Origin of the sequence: Sediminibacillus sp. JSM 1682029 (genome assembly GCF_041366435.1) — a bacterium.
In the GTDB taxonomy this organism is placed as follows: domain Bacteria; phylum Bacillota; class Bacilli; order Bacillales; family Amphibacillaceae; genus Sediminibacillus; species Sediminibacillus terrae.
In genome coordinates this window covers 86,239-110,592 of sequence record NZ_JBEWYY010000003.1, presented here as the reverse complement: position 1 = coordinate 110,592, position 24,354 = coordinate 86,239, and the positions used below count along the sequence as shown (strand labels likewise).

General features: G+C 39.0%; 20 protein-coding genes. 7 read left to right on the top strand and 13 right to left on the bottom strand.

Features of this window, described 5'->3' with window-relative positions; genetic code table 11:
• Nucleotides 1–28 precede the first annotated feature (28 nt).
• Genes ABVF09_RS06850 through ABVF09_RS06840 form a run of 3 tightly spaced genes read right to left on the bottom strand, consistent with a single transcriptional unit; the run spans nucleotide 29 to nucleotide 9,082 of the window.
• Nucleotides 29–3,193, bottom strand: a complete 3,165-nt coding sequence (locus tag ABVF09_RS06850; protein WP_371068835.1) for a DEAD/DEAH box helicase family protein — start codon at nucleotides 3,191–3,193, stop codon at nucleotides 29–31.
• Nucleotides 3,194–3,207: 14 nt separating this feature from the next.
• Entirely contained in the window at nucleotides 3,208–6,204 is a 2,997-nt protein-coding gene (locus ABVF09_RS06845; protein ID WP_371068834.1) for a site-specific DNA-methyltransferase, read from the bottom strand.
• A gap of 13 nt (nucleotides 6,205–6,217) precedes the next feature.
• On the bottom strand, nucleotides 6,218–9,082 hold the full coding sequence (locus tag ABVF09_RS06840) for an SNF2-related protein (RefSeq protein WP_371068833.1): 2,865 nt from the start codon (nucleotides 9,080–9,082) through the stop codon (nucleotides 6,218–6,220).
• Between the two features lie 265 nt (nucleotides 9,083–9,347).
• Between ABVF09_RS06840 and ABVF09_RS06835 the strand changes: the two genes are divergently transcribed.
• The 3 genes from ABVF09_RS06835 to radC all read left to right on the top strand — a co-directional run bounded on the left by ABVF09_RS06835 (nucleotide 9,348) and on the right by radC (nucleotide 11,131).
• A complete protein-coding gene (locus ABVF09_RS06835) occupies nucleotides 9,348–9,599 on the top strand; it encodes a hypothetical protein (RefSeq protein WP_371068832.1) in 252 nt (83 codons plus the stop codon).
• Between the two features lie 14 nt (nucleotides 9,600–9,613).
• A complete protein-coding gene (locus ABVF09_RS06830) occupies nucleotides 9,614–10,336 on the top strand; it encodes a hypothetical protein (RefSeq protein WP_371068831.1) in 723 nt (240 codons plus the stop codon).
• A 186-nt stretch (nucleotides 10,337–10,522) separates the two neighbouring features.
• Complete coding sequence (radC, locus tag ABVF09_RS06825) at nucleotides 10,523–11,131, top strand: RadC family protein (protein WP_371068830.1); 609 nt, start codon at nucleotides 10,523–10,525, stop codon at nucleotides 11,129–11,131.
• 198 nt (nucleotides 11,132–11,329) lie between these two features.
• Here the strand turns inward: radC and ABVF09_RS06820 are convergent, their stop codons facing one another.
• Together ABVF09_RS06820 and ABVF09_RS06815 are read right to left on the bottom strand one after the other, a co-directional pair.
• Nucleotides 11,330–11,536 (bottom strand): helix-turn-helix domain-containing protein, encoded by a 207-nt coding sequence (locus ABVF09_RS06820; protein ID WP_371068951.1) that lies wholly within the window; start codon nucleotides 11,534–11,536, stop codon nucleotides 11,330–11,332.
• 130 nt (nucleotides 11,537–11,666) lie between these two features.
• Nucleotides 11,667–11,990 carry a hypothetical protein gene (locus tag ABVF09_RS06815; RefSeq protein ID WP_371068829.1) on the bottom strand — a complete coding sequence of 108 codons (324 nt, stop codon included), beginning with the start codon at nucleotides 11,988–11,990 and terminating at the stop codon, nucleotides 11,667–11,669.
• Nucleotides 11,991–12,743: 753 nt separating this feature from the next.
• Between ABVF09_RS06815 and ABVF09_RS06810 the strand changes: the two genes are divergently transcribed.
• Genes ABVF09_RS06810 through ABVF09_RS06800 form a run of 3 tightly spaced genes read left to right on the top strand, consistent with a single transcriptional unit; the run spans nucleotide 12,744 to nucleotide 15,215 of the window.
• Nucleotides 12,744–13,313, top strand: coding sequence for a helix-turn-helix domain-containing protein (locus ABVF09_RS06810; protein WP_371068828.1), 570 nt, complete (start codon nucleotides 12,744–12,746; stop codon nucleotides 13,311–13,313).
• Nucleotides 13,306–13,485, top strand: a complete 180-nt coding sequence (locus ABVF09_RS06805; RefSeq protein WP_371068827.1) for a hypothetical protein — start codon at nucleotides 13,306–13,308, stop codon at nucleotides 13,483–13,485. The genes ABVF09_RS06810 and ABVF09_RS06805 overlap by 8 nt, the downstream gene beginning before the upstream one ends.
• Nucleotides 13,482–15,215, top strand: a complete 1,734-nt coding sequence (locus ABVF09_RS06800; RefSeq protein WP_371068826.1) for a recombinase family protein — start codon at nucleotides 13,482–13,484, stop codon at nucleotides 15,213–15,215. Before ABVF09_RS06805 ends, ABVF09_RS06800 begins: the two co-directional genes overlap by 4 nt.
• On the opposite strand, the gene rlmH is transcribed toward ABVF09_RS06800, so the two are convergent.
• The 3 genes from rlmH to ABVF09_RS06785 all read right to left on the bottom strand — a co-directional run bounded on the left by rlmH (nucleotide 15,159) and on the right by ABVF09_RS06785 (nucleotide 17,299).
• Nucleotides 15,159–15,638, bottom strand: coding sequence for a 23S rRNA (pseudouridine(1915)-N(3))-methyltransferase RlmH (rlmH, locus tag ABVF09_RS06795; protein ID WP_371068825.1), 480 nt, complete (start codon nucleotides 15,636–15,638; stop codon nucleotides 15,159–15,161). The genes ABVF09_RS06800 and rlmH overlap by 57 nt on opposite strands.
• A 168-nt stretch (nucleotides 15,639–15,806) precedes the next feature.
• The gene (locus ABVF09_RS06790; RefSeq protein ID WP_371068824.1) at nucleotides 15,807–16,844 is read right to left on the bottom strand and encodes a ribonucleotide-diphosphate reductase subunit beta; all 1,038 of its coding nucleotides are present in this window, start codon (nucleotides 16,842–16,844) and stop codon (nucleotides 15,807–15,809) included.
• On the bottom strand, nucleotides 16,832–17,299 hold the full coding sequence (locus tag ABVF09_RS06785) for a flavodoxin (RefSeq protein ID WP_371068823.1): 468 nt from the start codon (nucleotides 17,297–17,299) through the stop codon (nucleotides 16,832–16,834). Before ABVF09_RS06785 ends, ABVF09_RS06790 begins: the two co-directional genes overlap by 13 nt.
• A 503-nt stretch (nucleotides 17,300–17,802) precedes the next feature.
• Between ABVF09_RS06785 and ABVF09_RS06780 the strand changes: the two genes are divergently transcribed.
• Nucleotides 17,803–18,162 carry a Lin0512 family protein gene (locus tag ABVF09_RS06780; RefSeq protein ID WP_371068822.1) on the top strand — a complete coding sequence of 120 codons (360 nt, stop codon included), beginning with the start codon at nucleotides 17,803–17,805 and terminating at the stop codon, nucleotides 18,160–18,162.
• Nucleotides 18,163–18,740: 578 nt separating this feature from the next.
• On the opposite strand, the gene ABVF09_RS06775 is transcribed toward ABVF09_RS06780, so the two are convergent.
• The 5 genes from ABVF09_RS06775 to ABVF09_RS06755 form a co-directional block, all read right to left on the bottom strand.
• Nucleotides 18,741–19,340: a kinase gene (locus ABVF09_RS06775; RefSeq protein WP_371068821.1), complete on the bottom strand. Its 600-nt coding sequence runs from the start codon at nucleotides 19,338–19,340 to the stop codon at nucleotides 18,741–18,743.
• A 173-nt stretch (nucleotides 19,341–19,513) separates the two neighbouring features.
• Complete coding sequence (gene manA / locus ABVF09_RS06770; protein ID WP_371068820.1) at nucleotides 19,514–20,470, bottom strand: mannose-6-phosphate isomerase, class I; 957 nt, start codon at nucleotides 20,468–20,470, stop codon at nucleotides 19,514–19,516.
• Between the two features lie 36 nt (nucleotides 20,471–20,506).
• The gene (locus ABVF09_RS06765) at nucleotides 20,507–21,418 is read right to left on the bottom strand and encodes an ROK family protein (protein ID WP_153461437.1); all 912 of its coding nucleotides are present in this window, start codon (nucleotides 21,416–21,418) and stop codon (nucleotides 20,507–20,509) included.
• A 22-nt stretch (nucleotides 21,419–21,440) separates the two neighbouring features.
• Nucleotides 21,441–22,649 (bottom strand): ROK family transcriptional regulator, encoded by a 1,209-nt coding sequence (locus ABVF09_RS06760; RefSeq protein ID WP_371068819.1) that lies wholly within the window; start codon nucleotides 22,647–22,649, stop codon nucleotides 21,441–21,443.
• A 460-nt stretch (nucleotides 22,650–23,109) separates the two neighbouring features.
• Entirely contained in the window at nucleotides 23,110–24,333 is a 1,224-nt protein-coding gene (locus tag ABVF09_RS06755) for a S1C family serine protease (protein WP_371068818.1), read from the bottom strand.
• Between the last annotated feature and the right edge of the window lie 21 nt (nucleotides 24,334–24,354).

Here is a 24,354-nt window from a genome sequence, read left to right as displayed (position 1 = left end):
GAGCTAAAAAGACTCCTACCTGTTAATATCATGATGTAATGTTATTCTCTTGTAATATACCATGAACCATTTTATCTATATAAGTTTCCTTATCATCATTCTGGAACAATATATGCTGATCTTCCATTTCCTCTTTGCTTAGTTTTAGTCCTGTATTTAGGATATCACTATAATAGGTGTTAGCAATAGTAAACGCATTAAGGATAATCTCATTATCATTTAAGCGATATTCAAGCTCTTTTATATGTCGATAAAATTGAAGCTTGGAGTCTGTAATGGAATGATTCCTGATTCCCTTCGGATCAGCAAAGGTAATGTACTGTTTGTTGCCATGTAATATCCAAAGAATAAAATCTGGGTAAAACCCACCTGCTTCAAAGAAACCTATTCCTTTTCCTTTACTTTGATTTCGCAAAAGATACAATTCTTTATCCTCGAAGAAATCTTGATTGCGTTCGTAATATGACTTTAAGTCCTGTACAAAGGTGTATTCACCATCATTAAGAGGGACTGGAGTAACTTTGATTGCTGTTCCATCCACAGTTATTAATGGCTGGTATAGATGTTGGCTAAAAGCAAATGACTCTAAGCCTCCAAACTTAACGTCAGATAGTTTGTTCTTTTTAAGCGCATCCTTCAATTGCTTTAACTTAGCTAACATACTATCGTCATTTGAATCAACAGATACCTTATATTCCTTAAAGAAATTGCTATCCGCTTCTGTTACATCATAGTACTCCATATGCGGGGCTTCCCATTCTTTTTTAGCATATAGATATTGTTTCTCACAGTACTTCTTAAGAAGCACTAATGCTATTTCTTCCCAACGTTTTACTTTGTTAAAAGAATCAAATGCCAATTCTTCTTTTGGAATCTCTATCTCATACCAATAATCATTTGATAATAGGTTTACAATCTCTTCTTTAGATAAGATTAAATTGTACCAAGAGCGCTCATTTTTAAACTTTTGCATCTCAAAATATATATGATTCATGTCCATAAAGGCTATGTGCTTTTCTGTAAATGTTGCTTTGTTAAGCTCAGATGCCTGCTTTTCACGAATACTTAATCCTTTTAACCGACTATCTTGAACCTGAAGTTTAGGATACCAGTTTACAACTATTTTGGCGTTACTCGGTAAATGCTCCGTTGGTGACTGAAACATTGGGTTAGGCCCCTGTTTTTTGTAATTTATACCTTCTTTTAAACGCAATGCCTTTAACTTAAGCTTTCTTTTATGATAGTCTTTTAAAACTGGGAGATAAATCTCTTCATAATCGAACTCAGTCTGAATCCCTTCATCTTCAAGATACTCCTTAAATTGTTGCATGTAGTCTGCACGTATTCCAAAGATATTTAGTGTCTCTACATAATTGAGATACTTTGGCACCTGAGGAATCTCGCCTTTAAGAGCTTCACTACGTTTCAGACTAAAATTATAACCTTTCAAACGGACTCCACGTCCAAACAATTGTATGATTTGTGAGCCTTCACTTCTCCCTAGGTTCATCAGACCCATCGTACTAACACGCCAACTACTCCATCCTTCAGTAAATTTTTTTGAACCAATAAGTAGGTTAATCGATGATTCCTGTTTATCTATTTCATGAAAAAAAGATTTTGAAAAATCACGTTCCAATACTAGTAATTCCTGATAATTAGCACAAATTTTTGTTAATTCCTTTGATTCTCCAACATTAATTACTCCAAATGGCTCATGCTCACCAATCCTAAGTGATACCTCACCTTCTACGCCCTTTAAATTTTCTATACGTAATGAGGCATTTGCTAAAGTGGAGTTAAATACACAAAATAAAATATCATGATAAATTTCTTCTGCAGACATACCTTTATCCAGAAGATACGGAAATGAATTACCGAAAATTTCCTTTCCACCGCTATCTAAAAGACCTGGATTTCCACCTAGGAGACGTTCAATCATTTTTATACTTTCATTACTGTCTTTAACAAAATGAGCAATAAACAGAAGGATCTTTATTACATCCGTTTGAGTCAGCTTATCACGTTTATTCTTATTCTTTCCAATTACACTTCCACCGACAAATACAAATAGAGGTTTTTCTATAAGAAATGGCCTTAGTTCTCTATCTTTATCCATATATAATTTGAGTTGTTGATAGTAGCTAACGAAGCTAGCTGTTAAATATAGTTTTTGTATATAGTCATCATCATCTTCTTGTAGATTTAATATACGATAATCTTTCCCATATCCATCACTATAAAAATAACGGTATGAGTAATCAAAAATGATACACTTTGCATATTCCTGCATCAACTTTGTATTACCTGATACAGCTTGGCCAAATGTTGCTGAGTACTCGAAAGCAAAGCCTTGTTCACTTAACCTCTCACGTTTATTTCTCCATTCATCACCAGATGAACCACGATGACCTTCATCAACAAGAACTAGATTATTTCCTTCAAATGAGTCAATTGCTACAGTTTTATCACCCATATCATCTTTAAGTTTGTGAATATCAATAATCGAGATTTCTTCCCCCCTGAAAAGCCCTTGCATGTTCTTATCGAATAGTGCAGCTTGTAACCCTGAAGCTTCAAATTCTCTTAAGTGCTGCCTTGATAAGCTTTCACTTGGAGTCAGAAGAATAACTTGTTCCAAGTCCTCACGGCGATTATTTTTATAAAAGTAGTGCATGTATTGAAGGATATTAATGTGCATGAGTAAAGTCTTTCCAGAGCCAGTAGCATTCCAAAATGCCAATTTTTTCAGACTCTCCTCATCGAAATAGTTAAGATGCTCAGTTTTGGACTTATTTTCATTAAACTTATCAACAAAAGCGTTTAAATCACTAAGTAATTTTCTCTTTTGATGAAAATATCGATCAAGATAAATCTCCGTAAATAACAATGAAAGGTACTGAAAATATTTCCACTTTATCTTTTTATCTCTTTTATCATTTATTTTCATAGTATGACTAACTATGTTTTCATCATATTGTCTTAATATATCAGCACTTAATTCTACCCTTTCAATAAGTCTTGTGGAAAGATGCTTATAAAATCGTGATACATTGTCTGTATCTAATTCCTCAAGTGTACTATCCTTCATGTCTTTAGTTAACTCTTCAAAATTCTCCACTTCCAAGAGATGAAGCATATATTTATTTAATACTAGTTGGTTGCTCAACTGTATTTTCTTTTTCTTGGCCATTTACTTCTCACCTCCTATACATCATACTCGGCAAACATTAAACGATTAAACTCTTCCTCAATAAGTACTACTTTCCATTTATCTTCAGCTAACTTCAAGTTTTCTAAGTGGTTATCTCCATTTACATATATGCGATTAAATTCGTTATCACGAGAATTATACCCTTGCTTTTTAAAGAAGTCTTCTAATCGTTCATTGGTAACCTCATCCGTTTTTCTCCAAAGAATCAATACTTCTTCCCCATTCTGTAGGGAACCAGTAATAACTTTAACTCCCTTAATTGTGTCGATTGTTTTAACGTTTAGTCCAATCAAATAATTAAATGTTTCTACAAGGTCGACTTTGGTAGGTTTAGTTTCCGTACCTTCTGTAACCATCATTTTATACTCAAATGGATTATTAAATGCTTCAATATTTAATAATGATGGACTTCCTTCAGCTTCAACATCTAACATGTAAGAAAGAAGATATTCCTCCTGTGCTTCTATAGACATAGACTCTTCAAGAGCCGCTTGTTGTTGTGGAGAGCGACTTAAACGGATATTATTTAGTGCATCTTCATAAGACTCTAATCTTATATACTTGAACATATGACTAGAACCCTCACGTGAGACAGGTTTACCATCTCTCCAATCCTTTGAATATATAACCTTTTGAACTCGTGGTTTTGTTACTGTATCGAAATACTCTCCCATTTCAACAAGGATGTATTTTAAATTACTATCATTTTCTCTGTTCAAATCTATAACCGCATGCCCTGTAGTACCTGAGCCAGCAAAATAATCAAGTACAATATCGTTATGATCTTTTGAGGTAGACAAACTTATACTTTGTTTTACAGCATTTATGGACTTTGGAAAATCGAATAACTTTTTTCCAAGAATATTAATTAACAATGTATTTCCATAATTCCCAGCATCGTATTCTCCCCCAGTCCAAACAGTCTTAGGAACCGTTAATTCATGAGACAAAAATAAATCATAAACACCATTATCCTCTATAATAGTAATTCTATCTAAATTATCTCTAATACTGTCTAAACCAAAATTCCACCGTCTTTCAATACCATTTTGGTCAATTGGCCAAATTTCAATTTCGCCATTATCTAACCTAACATTCTTTCCTGCTGGACTAAAATCATCATCAGGTACTTCGCCAATCCTAACTATTTTTCCATCCTTAATATAAATAGGATAGAACGATAACCTTCTTTCTGTCCTTAGAGAATTCTCCCCCCATCTTCTCATCTTTCTTGGGGTTTCATTCTTTTCTAATGTACGATTTATAACGTGTTTTTCTTCCTCATCCGTAATAAAAATTGCATATTCATGTACTCTGTTAAAGTCTTTAGTTATTGAACCTTTTGGATTATGAACTATTGTAACTGGTGAAATTCTATGATTAGTGAAATTCTCTCTTAAAACAGACATCAAATTAACCAACTCTGTATCATCAATAGCAATTACCAAAACACTTTCATTATTCATTAAAGGCTTGGATAACTGCAACCTATCTTTCATTAAAGAAATCCATGACGAATGCCTATAGCCATTTTTGTAAATTATGGGTGTAGAATTGGTATTATAGGGCGGATCAATATAAGTACACTTTATTTGTCCTTTATATTTATCTTGTAATAAGCTTAAAGCTTGGTAATTTTCACTATGTATTAGTACGCCGTTAATATCCTTGTCAATGTTGTTCAACTGAGATAATAACTTTTCTTTAAAATTATCATCAAAAAATTTCGTATCAAGTAGTAGGTTGCTATTTTCTTTTAGAAATTCTATTGATAATGATTTAGTAAAAGAATCTAACTCATCAATGGCAAAAAGCCTAATCCACTCTTTTATTTGTTCTTTATTTTGACTTATTTCTATATAAAGTTCTTCTGGAATCTTATCTAACGTTATACAGTAATTACTCTCAACAACAAATTTTTTCTTTAACCATAATCTTTTTTGGAAGTTTTCTATTTGTGCAAGAAATTTAATAATTTTTTGTCCAATTGTCTTAATTACCTTCACCTTAGAAAGGTATTGTTCAAATCGTTTCTCATTTTCAGTATCAAGATCATCCAAATGCATTATTTCATTTTTAATAAAGAAATCTAACTCCCTACGAAGAAACCCTTCCAAATCCTTATGAATAAAATAATCAAATGTATTACGGGCAGTGTAATCATTTAAATATCTTTCAAGAAGTGTGCGTTTCTTATTCTTTTCGGTTGGTGAAAGTATCTGCAATTCTTGTATCCATTCGTTGTGATAATTCAGAGAATGTAAAATTTCTATCGTTTTCTCATTTAATTGCTTTTGTGTTTGCTTATTCTCTGGAGGTCTATATTCAAAATTAATATAGAATTCACCATTTTCTTCTTTTACAGGCTGCTCTTCAAACAATATAAATCGGCGTTCTTTTCCTTCCAGGGCCTTATTATTATTTTGCTCAGTATTAGCCTCTATTAGTTTAAAGTGTACTGTTTTTCCAGAAGGTAAATTAAATGTATAGTTATGAAAATACTCTGATGTTTTAACATAATATTGATCAGAATTAGCCCAGTGTAGTTTTACTTCTTCGCCTTCATATGGAATGGCATATACATCTTTTTTATATCTACGTAAAGAAAGAAAGTCACCTTCATGATAATATCGGCGGAAAAAGTTCGTTAAATCAGAGAATACTTCATTTTCTAGCGCCGTAATATCGACACCTTTATTAAGCCTTTCATTTAATGTTAAGTATTTTTCCGAGCTATCCTTTGCTACTCCCATTTCATTTAGTTTTTGTTCTAGCTCTTCCATTTGCTGCTTAATAGCTTCTACATCTGCATTCCTATACTTGTCAAATGCCTTTTTCACCTGTGGTACTAATTCATTGTTTAAAAAGTTGGTAACTTCTTCTCTTTTTTGGTTCATTATTCGATATATACCGAAGTCTAAATCTGCTTGGTCAAATTGAAATATTTCTTCCAGCAAATCAATAAACTTCTTTTGTTGGGTTGTTACCATCAATCTTCCTCCTCTAAATTATTTTCCATCGTATTGTAAATAGCTCTTCCTGTACTGTTTTCTGTACCATCTTCTCCTCAAGTTCATCAATTAAGTCGTCACGTTTATCCATTATTTCATCTTCAACTTCAAAAATACGCTGTCTTTGTTTGCGCTGGTCCCGTTCCAAACTTTTGATTTGCTTTTGTATTTGGTGTTGTTCTTCAGTTGATATAGCCATTCTTGCTTGCCTTTTTGCTTCTTTAATTTTTGCCTTTGTATCTTGAAGTTCTTTTTCTGAAGCAAGTATTAAATCATCTGCCCACCGTTCTAGCCGTTCTCTTTCCTCATGAAAGTATTTATTATTATTTTCAAGCGATTGGCTGATAGTAGCTTGTACATGGCGATTTGCGTCTCTATTCAAGGATTGGTGCTTTTCATTGGACCAATTGGTTAAATACTCCTCTTTTCCAATACATTGGAATAGTTTCTCACAGATCTCCTGGTCAATTTGTTGATTATCATCAGTTATTCCATTAAAAAGAAGGTACTCCTCTTTTTCATAAGAATCTATTGTTAGTTTCGTAAGTGTTAAGTAGCCACTTTTCCCTTTAAGAGACTCTATAACAGATATTCTTACGGGATGATTGGTAATGTCAAATGCTACTTCGCTTTGTGGAGTTGATAGCTCTTTTGCAGAGTTAATAACGTATTCACCTAAAGGATGAGAAAGCCTGTATAGATTTGCGTTTGTTTCCTTCCTATCCTTTGAAATCAACTCATATTGACCTTTTTTTACATTAGAAATTGGTGGTTCTTTTATCAAAGTAAAGCTTAAATCATCATTATTGAATAGTGCCCTTTCACTCAACATTACCCTAGTCAATGACCAAAACATTTTACTAAAACGGTCTAGCTGGTACTTAGTATCTTCAAGATTTATTTTTAGTCGAGAATGCACATCAGCATCAAAGTGATCTAGAATTGCTTGTCTTGTATCTTTCATTTTATGTTGAATTTGGTCTTCTAGTTCATCTTGAAGTTCTTTAAACGCTTGTTCAATTTCATCTGTAGTACGACACCGTTGATAAATTGATAATATACGTTTTTCAAAATCAACACCTGATTCAATACTACCCAAAACCTCGTCTGATGCTCCTAGAACCCCTGTAAAAAGGTTGAACTTTTCTTTTAATAGTTCATATACCCTTTGATCGGCCTCGTTACGTTCATTTAGAAAGTTTATTACTACCACATCGTGTTTTTGGCCATAACGATGACATCTACCAATTCGTTGTTCAATCCGTTGTGGGTTCCAAGGCAAGTCATAATTAATAATAAGAGAGCAAAATTGCAAGTTTATCCCTTCTGCAGCAGACTCTGTTGCAATCATAATTTCACCTTCATCCCGAAAATGTTCAACTAATGCCGCTCGCTTATCTGATGTTTTGGAACCACTTATCTTATCGGTATTCTCATATTTATCCATCCAACGTTTGTAAATGGTTTTCGATTCCTCATCATTATTAGTCCCATTAAATAAAACAATTTTTCCTGCATAACCATTAGCTTCTAAGAAATCCTTCAAATATTGTTGGGTACGGCGAGATTCAGTAAAAATCATTGCTTTATTATTAGCACCCATTTTATTCATTTGATTAAATCCCGTTTGTAATGCCTTAATTAATGCTCTTGTTTTACTATCGATTCGAATAGACTTCGCCCAACCTAATAATCGGTTTATCTCATCTATTTCTGCTTTTAATTTCTCAACATCTATTGAATTATCGGAAGCATCAATATCATATTCTTCCTCTTCCGCATCTCTCTCATCTAATAAATCATTTTCCATTTCATCGTTATCAATAATTTCATCTATCCAATCATCTTTTAAAACTTGTTCATCAAGCATAGATTCTAAACGTTCTTTAATCGTCTGCAATGTACCCGCAAGCGCTTGGGAAGATGAGGCAAGCAACTTTCGAATAATAAGCGTTGTTAATACCTTTTGGCTGTTCGGAATTGCATAAGTATCTTCTTTTAATAAAAAGTCTGAAACGCCTTTATAGAGTGCTTGTTCATCATCTGTAGGTTTAAACGGGAAAGTTATTGGTACTCTCTCTGTATATTGTATGTATTCTAAAACCTGAGAACGAAGAGTACGGTGAACAAATGCACCTAGCCGTTCTTTTAAATCTATTAGCTCGTCTTTCCCATTCATGTATTGTGAGCGAAAAGCACCAATATCACCAAAAATATGGTCATCTATTAAGGTAGACAAACCAAAGAGTTCCAGTAGTGAATTTTGTAATGGAGTAGCAGTTAATAGTAGCTTTTTTCTATCCTCTAGTGCCCATTTAATACCATTACCCATTTTATTACTCTTGCGGTAAACATTCCGTAACTTGTGTGCTTCATCTATTACCGCCATATCCCATGGGACAAGTCTCAAATCACTTCTTTTTCGATTTGCAAATTGAAAAGAAGTGATTATAACAGCATCTTGTTTAAACGGATTACTTTTACCTTTACGGTTATAGTCATTAAATGACTTTGCTTCAAGTATTACGCTAGGTATATTAAATTTCTCTTGGAGTTCCACGCTCCATTGTTTACGTAATGATGCGGGACAGATAATTAAAAGTTTCCTCTTACGTTCTGCCCATTTTTGGCATAATACTAGCCCTGCTTCTATTGTCTTACCAAGCCCTACTTCATCGGCTAGCACTACACCTTTTGATAATGGTGAACGAAAAGCAAAAAGAGCCGCTTCAATTTGGTGGGGATTTAAATCTACGGAAGCATCAAATAACGACCTTGATAGCTTTTCTACTCCATCTTTTGACGATTGTCTAGTTAATTCATGTGCAAAGTATTTCGCATGATAGACTGTCGACATAATACCCCCCCTTTTATTTAATTATATACGGCTGTAGCTGTTAATTCTAGAAATTTAAAGCTTTGAACATAGTAAGAATAATAGTTTTATCATAGAACTACTTGCTGAGAGTCTAGTACAACTAATGAAGTCCTGTATATAGATGATTTTTTGATAATTTTCCGACCCCCTAGGTATGTGTATTGATGAAAGCAATAGAAACGTTTAATGCCCACCCCATCTTTTATAGGGGTATTTTTTTGACCACTTGAAAGGAGGTGAGAACATGATACGTCTAAACAAAAGCAATGTGAAAACCATTATTAGAAAAGATGGATGTTGGACTGGATTCCTTGTAGCAAATAGAGTACACCCAGTACACATCGAAGGGCTTTGGTATCTAGGTATGAAAGTAACTATTATAATTTTGGAAGAATTAGAACACCTCATTGCAAGATATGCTTACTACAATTGCAATAACGAACTTGGAAATCGAGTAGCTTTCTATGTACAAAAGGAAACAAAAGTATGCAAATGAAAGGGTGAAACAAGTTGAAAAAGGATAACAACATAATCACTTTAAACAGTAAACAAAGTACTTCTAGAGTCGTCTCCGATAGTACCATTTCATTAAGTGAAGTAAAACAAAAGATTAGTTATCTAGAAGACTTAATCCATCAAACAATGGTGGAAGGAATTGATTATGGGAAGGTTGCAGGATACAACAAGCCTACATTACTAAAGCCTGGAGCAGAAAAAATCTGTCAATATATGAATCTTTCTATTAATTATGAAGTAAGTCACCGATTCGAGGATTGGCAAAATGGAATGTTTTATTGTGAAGTGCGAGTTGTGTTAATACAAATAGGGACCATGCATATAGTTGCTGAAGGTATTGGCTCATGTAATACAAAGGAAGAACAGTATGCTGACCAAACCCCATTTACGATTATTAACACTGTGCTGAAAATGGCCAAGAAGCGTGCATTGGTAGATGCAGTATTAAATGTATCTGCCTCCAGTGGTTTCTTTACGCAGGATGTTGAAGACATGCCAAGTAATAAGGACATTAAAGGAGGTGATGGTACAATTACCAGACGTCAGCTAACAAAGATTCACCAGCTTGTAAAAGAGCAAGATATGAATCCAGATACAGCACGGGAAATGATGAAGATGATGTTCAACGTAGACCACAGTACTAAGCTTTCAAAGACACAAGCCTCGTCATTCATCAAGGATCTTTTGTTACTAAGTGAAGTACAAGGGGGTGAGTAAATGCAAAGCAATAGAATAATAGACTGAACTGCTCATTGGAACCATAATCTAATGGGTTATTTTTATGCACAAAAAAAGAGCTCATAAGAGCCCTGTTGGTTAATTTAATAATAACAAAAATACACATTAATTCAAGAAGGAGAGGCTGCGGTCTCTCCTTTTTCTATTTCAAGGAGGAAAATACTAATGAATAATTTATTTGACAAAATTACGTTTAAATCATTGCTTACTACTACTCTACGAGAAAAAGATGATAGTTATATAGTTTCTGAATTGTTTAATCGGTATCCTTCTATTCAAGAAATGCTAGATGTAACCGAAGATGAACTAATTGCCATCAAAGGGATTGGCAAGGTAAAGGCAAAGCAAATTGTATCAGCATTAAAACTTGCAAGGTTAAACCCAACATGTGCTGAAGATCGCTTCACTATAAGAAGTCCTGAAGATGCATATGATTATTTATCGGACATGCAGTATTTGCAACATGAAGAATTTGTTTGTCTTGGACTAAATACCAAAAACCAAGTAATTTTTAGGAAATCCATCTTTACTGGCTCTCTTAATGCAAGTATCGTACATCCAAGAGAATGCTTTAAAGCATTAATAAAAGGAAGCTGTGCTTCTACGATAGTCGCTCATAACCATCCTTCAGGGCAACCAGACCCTAGCCAAGAAGATATACACGTAACGAAACGTTTAGCAGAAACAGGTAAAATTATAGGTATTGAAGTGCTTGACCACGTTATCATAGGACAAGGGAAATTTATTAGTCTGAAAGAAAAGGGATACTTGTAATAAAAATGGGGGACACCATTGAATCGGTCGTCCCCTTTTTAAATATTTTTTCGCTACACACATAAACTCAATATTTATAAGTATAGCCTGATAAAACCCGATAATTAGTGCTTTCTTTCATATTACTCACTTTATTCATAAAAGTCACAATTGTTAAGGCCTTTCTGGGGGTATAGTACCCTTTACACGTTGGTTTGCTTAGTTATTCCAATCATAATCATAGTAATCATAGTCACCTTCATCATCCAGTCTGTACCTGGTATTAAATAGATACCTTTCCATGGCTATATAATTCCTTGATGATAGGCTTTTCTTTCCGCTTTCAAATTTGGATATTTCCGATGTACTACAACCTATAATCTCAGCCAATTGCTTTTGACTTAACCCTTCATATGCTCGCTTCATTCGACACATAGCTTGTATCGGCATATTATCAATATCGTCAACTAAGACTCTTCTTGCTCTGTCTGGATTGAGTTCATTCTCCATATCATAGTATAGGAAGTCACAATTCATTTTTTATCGTCCCTTTCTATTACTTATCTTCTGGTTCTTTTGATTCAAGATGGGTATTCTTTTTGCTTGGTAACCTAACCAGTACATCGTGGGCAAAGCCATCGTTGGCGTCCTTTTCAAGACAATCGAGTAGCAGGCATTTAGCATCATACAGTAGCTCCTCCGGCATATATCCACCTATCACTGCTACTTCTTCAACATCTATCTCATATCCACTTGCAATTACTTTTACAATATAAACTATCTTTCCTTCTTCTTTTGTCATGATATCCTTTTGTCCTACCTTAATTAGGTAGATACCTTTTTGCTCATTAATCGGCTTAAAACGATATGATGTATTCATTTCATTCCTCCTATGCTTTACTGGTATAGCATTTTCTGTAGCAGTTTGATTCTTGAAAGTTGTAATAAGGTACTAATAGGGTTTTGGTGGTGGCGGCCAATACCGTAGCTAACTTATTGATAGTGAACTAGATTAATACATTTCCTGTTTAATGGGAACACGGCTCTGAATGCATACTACTCCCTGTGAAAAAGTGCATATTAACAGCATTTCTGCACAAAGAGTAGTTTTCGAGTCAACATTCCCCGTTCCTTATTGATTGGGTATCCGTTTCGTCATGTTCGTACTAACCAGCTTTCGTTAAATCCATTCTCTACTTTTTTCGAGAAAGCTTTGATTAAGAAAGCAAACACTTTTAACAGGTACTTCAAACGCCCCACCTGCTTCATTCAACTGCATGTTGAAATCTATGTGTTTCTCATCCGTCTAATCCCTTCATTTAAATAGAAGGAACTGAACCCCCACAACTTATATTTTGCACGCATGGTACAGAGGCATCGTTGCTTTTATCCCCCTGACGTACCAGATAGAAGTACGAATTACTATCTGTTCCGCATGGACTTTTTGACATTGGCTCCATCCCACCTTGCCAGTTTTTTGAATACGCTGCTGCCAGGTCATTCCAGCTATTTATATGTTGTTATTTTTATCTCACAAACAATATATTCTATTTAATAAATAAAATCAAGAAAAATGTTTCCATTTTGGAAATTTAATGATATATTATTATTAAACAATTAAGGAGGAGTCGAAATGCCGAATTCATATCAAGTAAATGAAGAGGAGCTAGCAGAACTTCAAAATGCAACATTAGGGGGACGTATTAAATGGATAAGGAATAAAGCTTCCAATGTAAACAATGGTTTATACAAACAAGCAAAAGTTGCGGAGGACATTGGAATCACTGCTTCAAGCTTGGCCAAACTGGAAACAAACTTTGCGAAAAATCCCAGTTTAGAGGTACTTCAAAAATTAAGTAAATACTTTAGTGTCCCAATAAGTGCATTCTTTGATGTGTACTATGAACACCCTATGCAACCATTTACTATTTTTGGTTCAAATCATAAACAGTTTGATAATAACCCGTTATTTCAGCAAAATTACCAAGCCAATATAGCTTGCACAATTCACTCTTTAAATAGTGAATATAAAGTATCGATCGATGAGGAATTACATTTGTCCGCTTTAGAATTAGAGGAATTTCAGGAAGAATTACTGTTTTTAATTAATAAAACCAAAAGAAGGAAGGAAAACTGGTCCAAGAAGATAACTGCATTAAAAAAGATACAGTCTACAAAAGAAAAGGGTGAAGCAAATGAATAATTCAGGGGGCACAACTTCAGACCATGTAAACCAAAAAGAACATTTTCTCAATGCATTTACTGAAATAGCAAAGAAAGCGATGAAAGAATATGATCGTAAAAACCAAAAAGTTGAGGATGCTGAGGTTAAAAGAGTTAAAATACCAACTTATAACAAGGAGGAACAATTATGAGTTCATTAAAAGCTGTTATTTATGTACGAGTTAGCACCGACGATCAAGCAAAGGAAGGTTACAGTATTCCCGCACAGAAAGATTTGTTAAACGATTATGCTTCAAAGCACAACATCACAATAATAGATGAATATATTGATGAAGGGAAAAGCGGTAAGAGTATTTCAGGACGCCCCCAAATGACTCGTCTACTTAAGGATGCTAAACACAATAAATTTGATGCTGTTATGACATACAAGTTAGACAGAATTGCAAGAAAAGTACGAGATGCCTCAGAGATAGTTGATACATTAGCATCTCATGATGTACAACTAATAAGCTTATCGGAGAGCATTGATACAACAACTTTATCTGGAAAGTTAGTGTACAACATCTTAAGTGCCATCGCAGAAAACGAACGTGAACAAATCGTTGGTCGTGTAAAGATGGGTATGACCCAGAGAGCAAAAGAAGGGAAATGGAATGGTGGCCAGTGTCTTGGGTACGACTCTGTAAATAAACAACTCGTTGTTAATAAGGAAGAAGCAAAAATAGTACAGGAGATATTCAACCTTGCTGACTGTGGATATGGTTACAAGAAGATAGTTGGAATCATTAATCGTAAGGGATTCAAAACAAAAAGAGATAGAGATTTCTCAATTGCTACTTTAAAAGGAATACTGGACAATCCTATGTATATAGGTAAAGTCAGATTCAATCAACATGAGAACTGGTCAGAAAAGAGGCGCCAAGGCAAGAACAAAGAACCTATTATTGTTGACGGTGAACATGAGCCCATTATCAATGAGGAATTATGGGATAGTGTTCAACTCAAACGACGAGGACGTTCATATAAAGCTGTTCAATCTAGTCAGCCATATTTTCTATCTAAGCTCATTCGCTGCCCTCAATGTGGCGCTGGAATGGTGTCTGGTAAATCTAAAGGGAAAACTAAAACCTATCGTTATTATGTTTGTGGCAATTTCCATAACAAGGGTGCATCAGTTTGTTCATCTAATAGTATTAATGCTGACCTTGCCGAGGCACAAGTACTAGGAGAAATTAAACGTATAGTAACTGATTCTAACTTCATCCATCAACTTGTGCAAAAGATGAACAAGGAAAGAGAATGTGCCTTTGAGCCATTAATTGCTCAGAAAGAGTACATTGAATCAAAAATAAAGGAAAATGAGAAAAAGATTAATAATGCAGTAGAGAAGCTAATGGATGACCCAGATTTAAAGCCACTTATTGAAGGTAAGTTAAAAGAACTACAACAAGAAAAGACATCCAACCAATTACAATTGGAAGAAATTGAGGAAGAACTCGCCAATATTAATACAAAACCAATTGATCTAATGGCACTTCACCATCTCATTAAAAATATCGATGAAATACTGGAGAAAGTAAGTGGAGAAGAAAAGAAAGAACTATTACGTATGATTGTGGAACAGATTGAGATTACGCCTTCGGCTGAGGAAAGAGTCATTGGTCGACAGAAAGGCCGTGAAATAGCCAAAATTAAATTGCATTTCGATTTCACTCCAGATGCGGTAAAAAAAAAGTCCAAGAGTCTTATCCTAAAGCTGGCAAGCTATGCTCATGATAATAATGTTGATTTGGCGCCCTTAAACAAAATTAATACCTCGGAAAAAGAGATAAGGGACACATTGAGGTCCCTTTCAGTTTTACCCTCACTTATGGTACGGTTCCCCCCGATTAATCCGAAACGCCCTGTAAACCTGCTCTAGCAACACCAGCCTCATCAACTGATGTGGAAACGTCATCATCGAAAAACTAAGCGCATAATTACTCCGCTGCTGCACATCATCGCTTAATCCCAGTGACCCGCCAATAACAAACACGATCTTGCTGTTTCCGTAGGTGGTCAGCTTATCGATCTTAGATGCGAGTTGTTCGGATGTAATCATATCTCCCTTTATTTCCAAAGAGATAACGTAGTCATCGGCGCCAATCTTTGCGAGGATACGGTCACCTTCCTTTTGCTTAACCATCTCCATGTCCGCTGCACTTAAGTTTTCCGGTGCCTTTTCGTCAGGCACTTCAATTTCCTCGACTTTCGCATAAGCTCCTAGTCGTTTTACATATTCTGCGATGCCTTGCTTTAAGTATTTCTCTTTTAGTTTTCCTACAGAAATAATCGTAATTTTCATGGTTTCTTCCTTTTCTTTCGGTTAAATTGTCTGTTCTCTTTAGTATAACGAGAAAAAATGGAAAATGCATGGGTTTGCGGTAAACATTGCTTATAAGCAGCTATAATAGATGGATTTGCTCATAAAAAAATCCCGGCACGCATGAACGCTTCCGGGATTTTTCTATTATTACAGATCATCAAATCCGTTTAAATCGCTTGTCTTGGTGTATTGGCGTGATTTCTGTTCGAAGAAATCGGATTTGGTGCCGTTGAAGTTATCGGCATAGGCCCGAATCCATTTCATCGGGTTTTCTTGATAGCCTTCGTAGATCTCGCTTAGACCGAGCATGCGAAGCATCTTGTTGGCTCGATACTTGATATAGCCTTCCATTGCATCGAGCTGGATTCCGTCAATGCCATCGAGTACGTAGCGGCTCCATTTTATTTCCTGTTCGACCGAATGGCGGAATTGGTCGTAAACCCATTCAATGAATTCCTCGTTATTATACTCCGGATTTTCTGCCAGGGTGGCACGGAACAGTTCACTGATAAAGCGGCCGTGGTACAGCTCGTCCCGATTGATGTAAGAAATCATCGTGGATGTACCTACCATTTTCTGATTGCGCGCCAGGTTGTAGAAGAAAGCAAACCCGCTATAGAAGAATAATCCTTCCAATAAAGAAGAATACACCATTGCTTTTAATACCGTTTCAATAGTCGGATTTGTCGCAAATTCGTTGTAAATCTCGACAATCCGTTCATTGCGCTCAAGCAGGACGGGATCCGTACGTCCTTCATTGAATGATGCAATTTGGTTATCGTAATTTGTCACCGACGCCAAAACGTATGTATAGCTGTGGTTATGCTCGCTTTCCTGGTCGGCGATCGTTGCAAGCAATGATTTGACGCTTGGATCCGTCGAATAGGCAGAAATCTTGGATGCGATATCCGTTTGCGGTCCATCCAATGTAGCAAGCAGTCCGATGATTTTAAGGAAGGCGGTGCGCTCCTGTTTGGAGAGTTTGCTGAACTGCTTCGTATCTGTCACCATATTTACCTCATTGGCAGTCCAGAACAGCCCTCGAATCGTTTTCCGCATATCGTAGAAATGCGGATATTTCACATTGTCCCAGTGGAGAATCCCGCTCGCTTCCCCATTGAACAGTGCGGTAGCTTTATTGGGACTTGTTGGTTCCAGTACTTTTGCTCTTGTTAACTTAGCCATGTTAATACCCCTTTCATCCAGTTCGAAACTTCTTGTTCCTGTTCACCTCTTGGAGATTGTTCCACCTTCAGCGGCGGAAGCGGTGAATGATAGAATTTAGCCAGTTTATCAGCTGCCAGACAAAACGTATCATCCCCGCCAAACTGTGTATCCCCAGTGCCAAACACAAACACATTCTCCGGCTTGTAGCCTAAATCGGCTACAAAGTCCTTTACATCAAACGGCGTCTGGCCGTTCTCCCAGGTATAGCTGCCAATCAGCATGGCATCATAAGCCTGCACATCCGGAAATGGCTCATTTCCCAAAATGTTATAGAGGTTTACACTCCCGACATGCCGCTCCAGTTCCTCGGCAAGCATCTGCGCCACCTCTTGCGTATTGCCGCTGATCGATACATACACTATAATGACGGATAACGAAGCAAGTGCCCTGTCATTCGAATGCTTTGTTATCATGTTTACGCCTGTCATGGATATCAACCCAATCTTTTTGAGAGTAAACTACTAAGCTGGCGAAATATCTATATATGTAACAATAAAACTTTAAATCTACTACATATAGTAACAATTCAACTGCACAAAGACAATGGCAAATATGTGTCGGTTTTTTGTTTGGAATAGAATGGACGTTTTCTCTTGCCGTGGGCGTCCTTTATGATGAGGGATTGTTCAAAGAATAACATGTCGGTCATTATTTCCGGGGAAATAAAACAGGATTCTGTCGAAATTTTGGAGAAAGGAACGCTCTTCTTGTTTGATTGATTCCTGTATGTACCGTTTCAACTTGCGCGTAGATTTTCCCTCACTATACATCTTGCAAAGCCTGTATCTCTATTTCCTCCCGTCTATTCGCAATCGCATGTTTGTCCTAGAATTTTGACGGGAAATGTTCCCCATAAGCTATTTGTACCTCTCGACTTTGGCAAGATCTCTATTCACTTGGAAGGAGAGATTTTCCCATGGATAAAATTCTTTTCGTACAGACCGGAACAGGTATCGATGTGCATGGCCAAAACATCACCAAGGCAGCTGTCCGGGCAGTGGAAGATGCGATACTTTCGAATTCGATGCCCGGTATTGAACAGATCCTGCCGGAGCAATCGTTGGAAAACATGAAAGTCAATGTGCGTCTCGCTGTACCGTTAGACAGGCAACAGCTCGACAAGGAAGAAGTGAAAAAGGTGATCCCGTTTGGTTCCGCGAAGGTCGAATTGACAGATGGCGGAATGGCAACCTCAAGCGGCATTATCCTCGAAGAAGAGAACGATGAAAACGATCTGATGTATATCGTCAATGCCGCTGTCGAAGTCGGTTATTGATACTAGAAGCTCCCATCTAATTGGGAGCTTTTTTCTGAGTAATAAAGGATTTTTCTTAGGAACAGCAAATCGGTTTAGAAAAGGAAGAATATTCATATGGGATAAACTCTGTAAACGTGCACGGGCGTGCGAGGGAAAGTAAGATAAGAAGAATCAAGAACGGAAGGTTTTCCGTATTTATTTTTTCGTATTTTTAACGCCCCTTTTACCATAACTAAGGAAAACGATCATCAAAATAAAAACGATAGTGTAAAGAATAAAGATAAATACATGTTGGAATATGGAGTAAGTGATGAAAAAAGTTCCTGTTACTAAATCAAAGATTCCTTCTTGATTTTTTATAGTTCTCTCTTTCTTATTTCTTGAAAAACTTACAAGTCCAATCACTATGAAAATAATCCGGGACTTAAAAGAAATATTCCTTTTGTATCTTCATTTCCAGATAAAACATAGCAAAAACTAAGGTTACTGCAATTATTATCTTTATTTGTCCACATATCCGGCCGTTTATTGACAACATTTTCATTTCCACCTTTTTTAATCGTTTCGAACGAACTGGCGGATGCCAAGTATTTATTTCAATTCCGAACAACGATATCTGCTTGCTCGAGTGGCGAAACGGTTTCCAAATAATAGTCTTCCGCTTTCCAATACCGCTTTTCAAACTTTTCTCTGTCACTTCTTGCTGAATTGCTTTCACGATGGAATCTCTTTTCTCTGGGGCTATCCAGATAAATCATAAAATCGTAATGATGTCTCCACTCTTTTCTTTGTAAAAATACCCCTTCGATGATAATCAGGCAGGTATCAGGAATGATGACTGTCTGTAATGATTGCGTATCGGAACAATCATCATATGTCCGTAACGGTAGTTCAGTTGTGTCTTTAAGTCTTTCGAATAGATACTTTCTAAGGTACTTTATGTCCCATTGCAAATAATAATACTCATACCACGCCTCATATCCAGTATGATAACGACTTTTTCGCTCGACAATGTAATCATCTATGTGGAAAACACAAACCGGAATTTTTTTCTCTTGCATGTGCCGTTCAATGGATTGCACAAAGGTGGTTTTCCCGGCACGGCTTAATCCATCTATTCCGATGACAACTTTTTGATTTCGTTCCACTTCCGGGAACATTTTTACTACATTTGATATGTTCTCTTCCAAGCCCATCCCGCATCCCGCCCTAATGCTTATTGACGATCCTTCCCGTTTGTTTCCGGACCATCCTTCCTTCATTTTACCATGAAATTTCCCCATCCTTATCAGATATCAAAAGGACACATAAAAGTAAAAACAGGCCAAATCATTGCGATTTAGCCTGTTTTTCTCCTGGTGCCTGTTCCTTATGGATGGGAAACGATAAATGAAACTTTCCCCGATAAATGATAGTGCTCGACAGTGGATGGCATGATAAAGTGGTCGCCTTTTTTCAAGGTGAAAGTGGTTCCTTCCACGGTTAATTCTCCTTCACCGTCCAGTACGCTCACCTGCAGGAAGTCCTCTTCTACAGCTTGGTCGACTTCTCCGTCCAGCTCCCAATGGTACACGGTGAAATACTCCTGCTGGACGAGACGGTTGGAGGTCAGACCGTCTTTGTTTGTTTGTTTTTGCTCGATCTCGACTGTTTCATGTGGAACGGTCGAAACGGCGATCGCTGAATCCAGGTGCAGCTCCCTTGTGTTGCCTTGATCGTCGGTCCGGTCGTAATCATATACCCGGTAGGTGATATCGGAGCTTTGCTGGGTTTCCAAAATCACGATGCCTTTTCCGATGGCATGGATGGTTCCGCTCGGTACATAGATGAAATCTCCGGCCTTCACTTTCACCTTGCGCAGCAATTCATCCCACTGGCCGCTGTCGACCATTTGCTTGAATTCTTCGCGGCTGCCGGCATGGTGGCCGAAAATGATTTCCGCGTTTTCTTCTGCATCAATGACATACCAGCATTCCGTTTTGCCGTATGGTTCTCCTTCGACTTCTCTTGCATACGTGTCATCTGGGTGCACTTGGACGGATAAATCGTTGGCCGCGTCGAGGATCTTCACCAGCAAGGGATAGTCTTCCCCGCCTTTGGCTGCTTCGCCGAACAATTCGCCGTGCTGTTCCCAGGCATCCTTCAGCGTGCTGCCTTGCAAAGGGCCGTTGACGATCCGGCTCGGTCCGTTCGGATGGGCGGAAATCACCCAGGCCTCTCCGGTATGGTCATAGGGAATATCGTAGCCAAATTCCGTCTTCAATTTTTGGCCGCCCCAAATCCGCTCCTGAAAAACGGGCTCTAAAAAAATCGGTTCCTTGTACATGCTTTTCCTCCTTATGTATGTTTGTTTCCATGGTGTTCATGAAGCTAAAATCAGCCCTGCTGCTCCGACGACACCGGCATTTTGGTCCAATTGAGCCGGTACTACTTCTGTTTCCCGGCCGGCAGGGTTCAATGCATATTGGCTGACATAATCCCGCACTTTCGCAAACAATGGTTCCCCAACCTTGGAGACTCCGCCGCCGATCACGATTTTTTCCGGATCGAAGGTGTTGATCAATGTCACACAGGCGACACCGATCAAACGGAATACGTCTTCAATGTAAGGAACGATGTTGGCATCGCCTTGGTCGTATCGTTGGAACACTTCCTCGGTCGTGAGTGTTTCTCCCGCCAGCTCCGAACCGCGATTGGCGATGGCGGTTCCAGAGACGATGTACTCCAGACAGCCTTTCTGGCCGCACGGGCATTGGCCGTAAGACGGATCGACGACGGTGTGCCCGATATCGCCGGCATTGCCACGGGCTCCGCCCAATAACTTGCCGTCTGCAAACAACCCGGCTCCGACTCCGGTGCTGATGGTCATGTAAGCAAAATCCTGATTTTCCTGTGCGGCGCCTAACCATTTTTCTGCCATGGCCGCCGCGTTAGCATCGTTTTCCAGCACGACAGGAACCGGAAAATGTCCGCGAACCTGTTCCACTATCGGAACGTCCTTCCAGTTTTGCAAATTCGGTGGACAGGAGATGACCCCTGCCTTGCTGTTCAACGGACCCGGAGAGCCGATACCGATACCGGAAATCTGGTCGGATGCCAGTCCTTCCTCCTTCAACAGCTGTTCAATTGCTTCGATGATTCGCTGTATCATCACGCCAGGCTCAACGGATTTATCTGTTTTCAGTTTGCTCTGCCTGCTGATTTCGCCTTGTTCATTCACCAGTGCCAGGGCCACTTTTGTTCCCCCGATATCTACTCCTACTGCCACTCCCATATTATCACCTTTTCCCTGTTTGTCATTTCAGTAACAGCTGCGGCTTGGAAAACAAATGATCCAGAATCACCGCCGCAGCTCCGACAAGCTGTGCCTCTTCCTTGAATTGTGACCGTTTGATGATCATCGAATTGTTTCCGTTGTACAAAATCCGGTCGTTGACGAGATACGAAATGGTTTCCATTGCAGCCGGATAACCGTGGACAATCGCTCCGCCGATGATGATTTCCTCTGGATTGAGGATATTTGCTGCGTTGGCGATACCTACGCCCAAGTAGTTCGCCGATTCTTCCAACAGCTGCATGGCAAGCGGCACCTCAGCCATCGCGGCTTGAAAAATTTTTTCCAGCGTGATCTGCTGCTTTTCTGAAGAAGGCACTTCCCTCTGATTTTGCATCGTTTCCGCCTTTTTCGTCATTGCGATTCCGGAAGCCAGTGCCTCCAGACAGCCATAACTGCCGCAGCTGCACTTGGGTCCGTCCATGTCGATGGTATGATGGCCGAGTTCTCCCGCTCCGTTTAAAAAACCGCGATACACTTTCCCCTGAAAAATGATGCCGCCGCCAATTCCCTGGTCGGCCAGTACGTAGAGCATGCTGCTTTTATTCTCGGAGGAACCGAACCAGTATTCCGCCAGGGCTGCTGCATTCGCATCCCGTTCCAGTACCACCGGCAGCCTATAGCGTTCCCGTAACAATGCGGCGACTTGCCACTGTTCGATTGCTTTGATGTTGGGAGGATGTAACATCGTTCCGCTATCCACATCGACAGGACCGGGAGCGGAAACACCGATTCCCAATGGCCTTGCTTGGTCTTCCGTGTTTTCCAGTAACTGATCGATCAGGTCGCACACCAATGCAGCCCACTCGTTTTGCCGGAGTTGTCCACATATGGATTTCTTTTCGACTTGTACGATATTCCCTTGGGGATTGATTTTGGCTGTTTGGATGTTATCCACATGGATGGCGACACTTATCACCCAGTTTTGCTCGTGCAGCTGATAGAGCGTCGGTTTCCTTCCGCCCTGTGACTCTCCGCTGCCCGTGGTTTCCACTAAATCGCATGCTTGCAATTCTTTGATGATGTTCGAAACCGACATTACCGATAGTCCGGTATGACGGGCCAGCTCCGCATTGGATACAGGGCTTTCTTTCCGCAATACATGCAGAACCGCCGACCTGTTCTGCCGTTTCATCACCTCGGCCCCGCCTGCGGTGGATATGGAATCCATATTCCGCCTCCCTTCCTGTTCAGTTATTAAAATGATTTTAATAAGTATAGGTTATAATAAATTTTCGTAAAAATCAATTTAATTTTCAAAAGCATGGTACACGGTTATTCACCGTAACATCAAGTTATGCACAAGGTTGTCCACAATTATCACTGTCTCTTTTTATACACATGTTTTCCTAGCGTATAAACAGGTTATCCACGATAGTTGTCCACAAGTTTTTCAACCGTTCACTTTATTTGGTGCTAGAATGAATGTTCGCCACCAGATATGGAGAGTTATCCTCAATTCCATCCACAGCCTGTGCATAACTGTGGGAGTAACTGCAATTCCGTTGTCCTCATCCCCCAGAGTGAGTTTTAGTACAAGAAAAAAACCGAACGAACTCGAATGCTTTGCATTCGAATATCGCTCGGTTTTTGCTTTGGTTCCATGGTTTTGTCTCCACCTGTTGCCTTTATCAGTACTCCTGGGAGGCGAGGGTCACTGTCGTTTCTTGCTGTTCTCCGTCACGGTAGTAAGTCACCGTCATTTCCTCGCCGACCTGTTTTTCCTGATAGAGGTGCTTGCGCAATCCAATCACATCCTGGATCGGCTCGCCATCCAGCTTGGTGATGACATCAAGTTCTTTCAAGCCAGCTTGGTCTGCAGGAGACATCGGTTCGATGCTGCGCAAGTAGATGCCGCCTTCGACTTCTTCAGGCAGGTTCAGTCTCCGCTCCCATTCCACCTGGGCTACCTCCTCAAGGGAATATGCTTCAACACCTAAGTATGGTCTTGTGACCGTTCCTTCTGTCTCCAGCTGTTCGATGATCGGAGTCGCACTGTCGATCGGAATTGCGAAGCCGATTCCTTCTACCGAAGACTGGGCGATTTTCATCGAGTTGATTCCGATCAATTGCCCGCTCATATTGATCAACGCACCGCCGCTGTTCCCCGGATTGATGGCGGCATCTGTCTGGATGACTTCTGCCTGCCAGTCAGCCCGTCCGTCACCGTCAAAGTCCTGCGGAATGGCACGCTGCTTGCCGCTGATGATCCCCTGGGTAACCGATCCGGAGAACATCAACCCGAGCGGATTCCCGATGGCGATTGCCGGTTCGCCTACTTTGACACTATCCGAGCTGCCGATTTCGATCGTTTTATCGACTTGGTCGGCACTCATTTTCAAAACGGCCAAATCGGTGAACACATCGCTGCCGAGCAGTTCCGCGGATACGTGCGTTTCATCCGAAAGCACCACTTCGACTTCGTCGGCGCCCTCTATGACGTGATGATTGGTCACCACATAGGCGCTTCCGTCTTCCGTTTTATAAATGACGCCGGAACCGGTGCCGGCTTGTCCTGATTCCTCCTGCTGCCAGAAGTTCGTAGAGGATTGAATGTTGACCACACCGACTACAGCGGGGGTCACCTCGCCGACGATTTCGGTTATTTGCGTCGATACGTCGACATTGACATTGGAAGTAGGACCGGCTTGTGAGTTGTCGCCATTACCCTGGGTAATTTCGTTGGAATCTTGTTCAGCTGATTGGAAAGGCAGCAAATCTGCTTCCTGCAAGGCAGGAAGTGCCACAATCACAATCAGCGCTCCGATGATTGCTCCGATAAGGGAAGGCAGAAACCAGTTCCTTTTTTTCTTAGTCGTCCTGTTTGTTTGATAATGATCATCATAATAGCCCATCGCACCCATCCTTTCTGACCT

Bases quoted from the DNA above. Each gene is read 5' to 3' on its own strand.
- ABVF09_RS06850 (WP_371068835.1), bottom strand. From the start codon at position 3,193: ATGGCCAAGAAAAAGAAAATACAGTTGAGCAACCAACTAGTATTAAAT.
- ABVF09_RS06845 (WP_371068834.1), bottom strand. From the start codon at position 6,204: ATGGTAACAACCCAACAAAAGAAGTTTATTGATTTGCTGGAAGAAATA.
- ABVF09_RS06840 (WP_371068833.1), bottom strand. From the start codon at position 9,082: ATGTCGACAGTCTATCATGCGAAATACTTTGCACATGAATTAACTAGA.
- ABVF09_RS06835 (WP_371068832.1), top strand. From the start codon at position 9,348: ATGATACGTCTAAACAAAAGCAATGTGAAAACCATTATTAGAAAAGAT.
- radC (WP_371068830.1), top strand. From the start codon at position 10,523: ATGAATAATTTATTTGACAAAATTACGTTTAAATCATTGCTTACTACT.
- ABVF09_RS06820 (WP_371068951.1), bottom strand. From the start codon at position 11,536: ATGAAGCGAGCATATGAAGGGTTAAGTCAAAAGCAATTGGCTGAGATT.
- ABVF09_RS06815 (WP_371068829.1), bottom strand. From the start codon at position 11,990: ATGAATACATCATATCGTTTTAAGCCGATTAATGAGCAAAAAGGTATC.
- ABVF09_RS06810 (WP_371068828.1), top strand. From the start codon at position 12,744: ATGCCGAATTCATATCAAGTAAATGAAGAGGAGCTAGCAGAACTTCAA.
- ABVF09_RS06805 (WP_371068827.1), top strand. From the start codon at position 13,306: ATGAATAATTCAGGGGGCACAACTTCAGACCATGTAAACCAAAAAGAA.
- ABVF09_RS06800 (WP_371068826.1), top strand. From the start codon at position 13,482: ATGAGTTCATTAAAAGCTGTTATTTATGTACGAGTTAGCACCGACGAT.
- rlmH (WP_371068825.1), bottom strand. From the start codon at position 15,638: ATGAAAATTACGATTATTTCTGTAGGAAAACTAAAAGAGAAATACTTA.
- ABVF09_RS06790 (WP_371068824.1), bottom strand. From the start codon at position 16,844: ATGGCTAAGTTAACAAGAGCAAAAGTACTGGAACCAACAAGTCCCAAT.
- ABVF09_RS06785 (WP_371068823.1), bottom strand. From the start codon at position 17,299: ATGATAACAAAGCATTCGAATGACAGGGCACTTGCTTCGTTATCCGTC.
- ABVF09_RS06780 (WP_371068822.1), top strand. From the start codon at position 17,803: ATGGATAAAATTCTTTTCGTACAGACCGGAACAGGTATCGATGTGCAT.
- ABVF09_RS06775 (WP_371068821.1), bottom strand. From the start codon at position 19,340: ATGGGCTTGGAAGAGAACATATCAAATGTAGTAAAAATGTTCCCGGAA.
- manA (WP_371068820.1), bottom strand. From the start codon at position 20,470: ATGTACAAGGAACCGATTTTTTTAGAGCCCGTTTTTCAGGAGCGGATT.
- ABVF09_RS06765 (WP_153461437.1), bottom strand. From the start codon at position 21,418: ATGGGAGTGGCAGTAGGAGTAGATATCGGGGGAACAAAAGTGGCCCTG.
- ABVF09_RS06760 (WP_371068819.1), bottom strand. From the start codon at position 22,649: ATGGATTCCATATCCACCGCAGGCGGGGCCGAGGTGATGAAACGGCAG.
- ABVF09_RS06755 (WP_371068818.1), bottom strand. From the start codon at position 24,333: ATGGGCTATTATGATGATCATTATCAAACAAACAGGACGACTAAGAAA.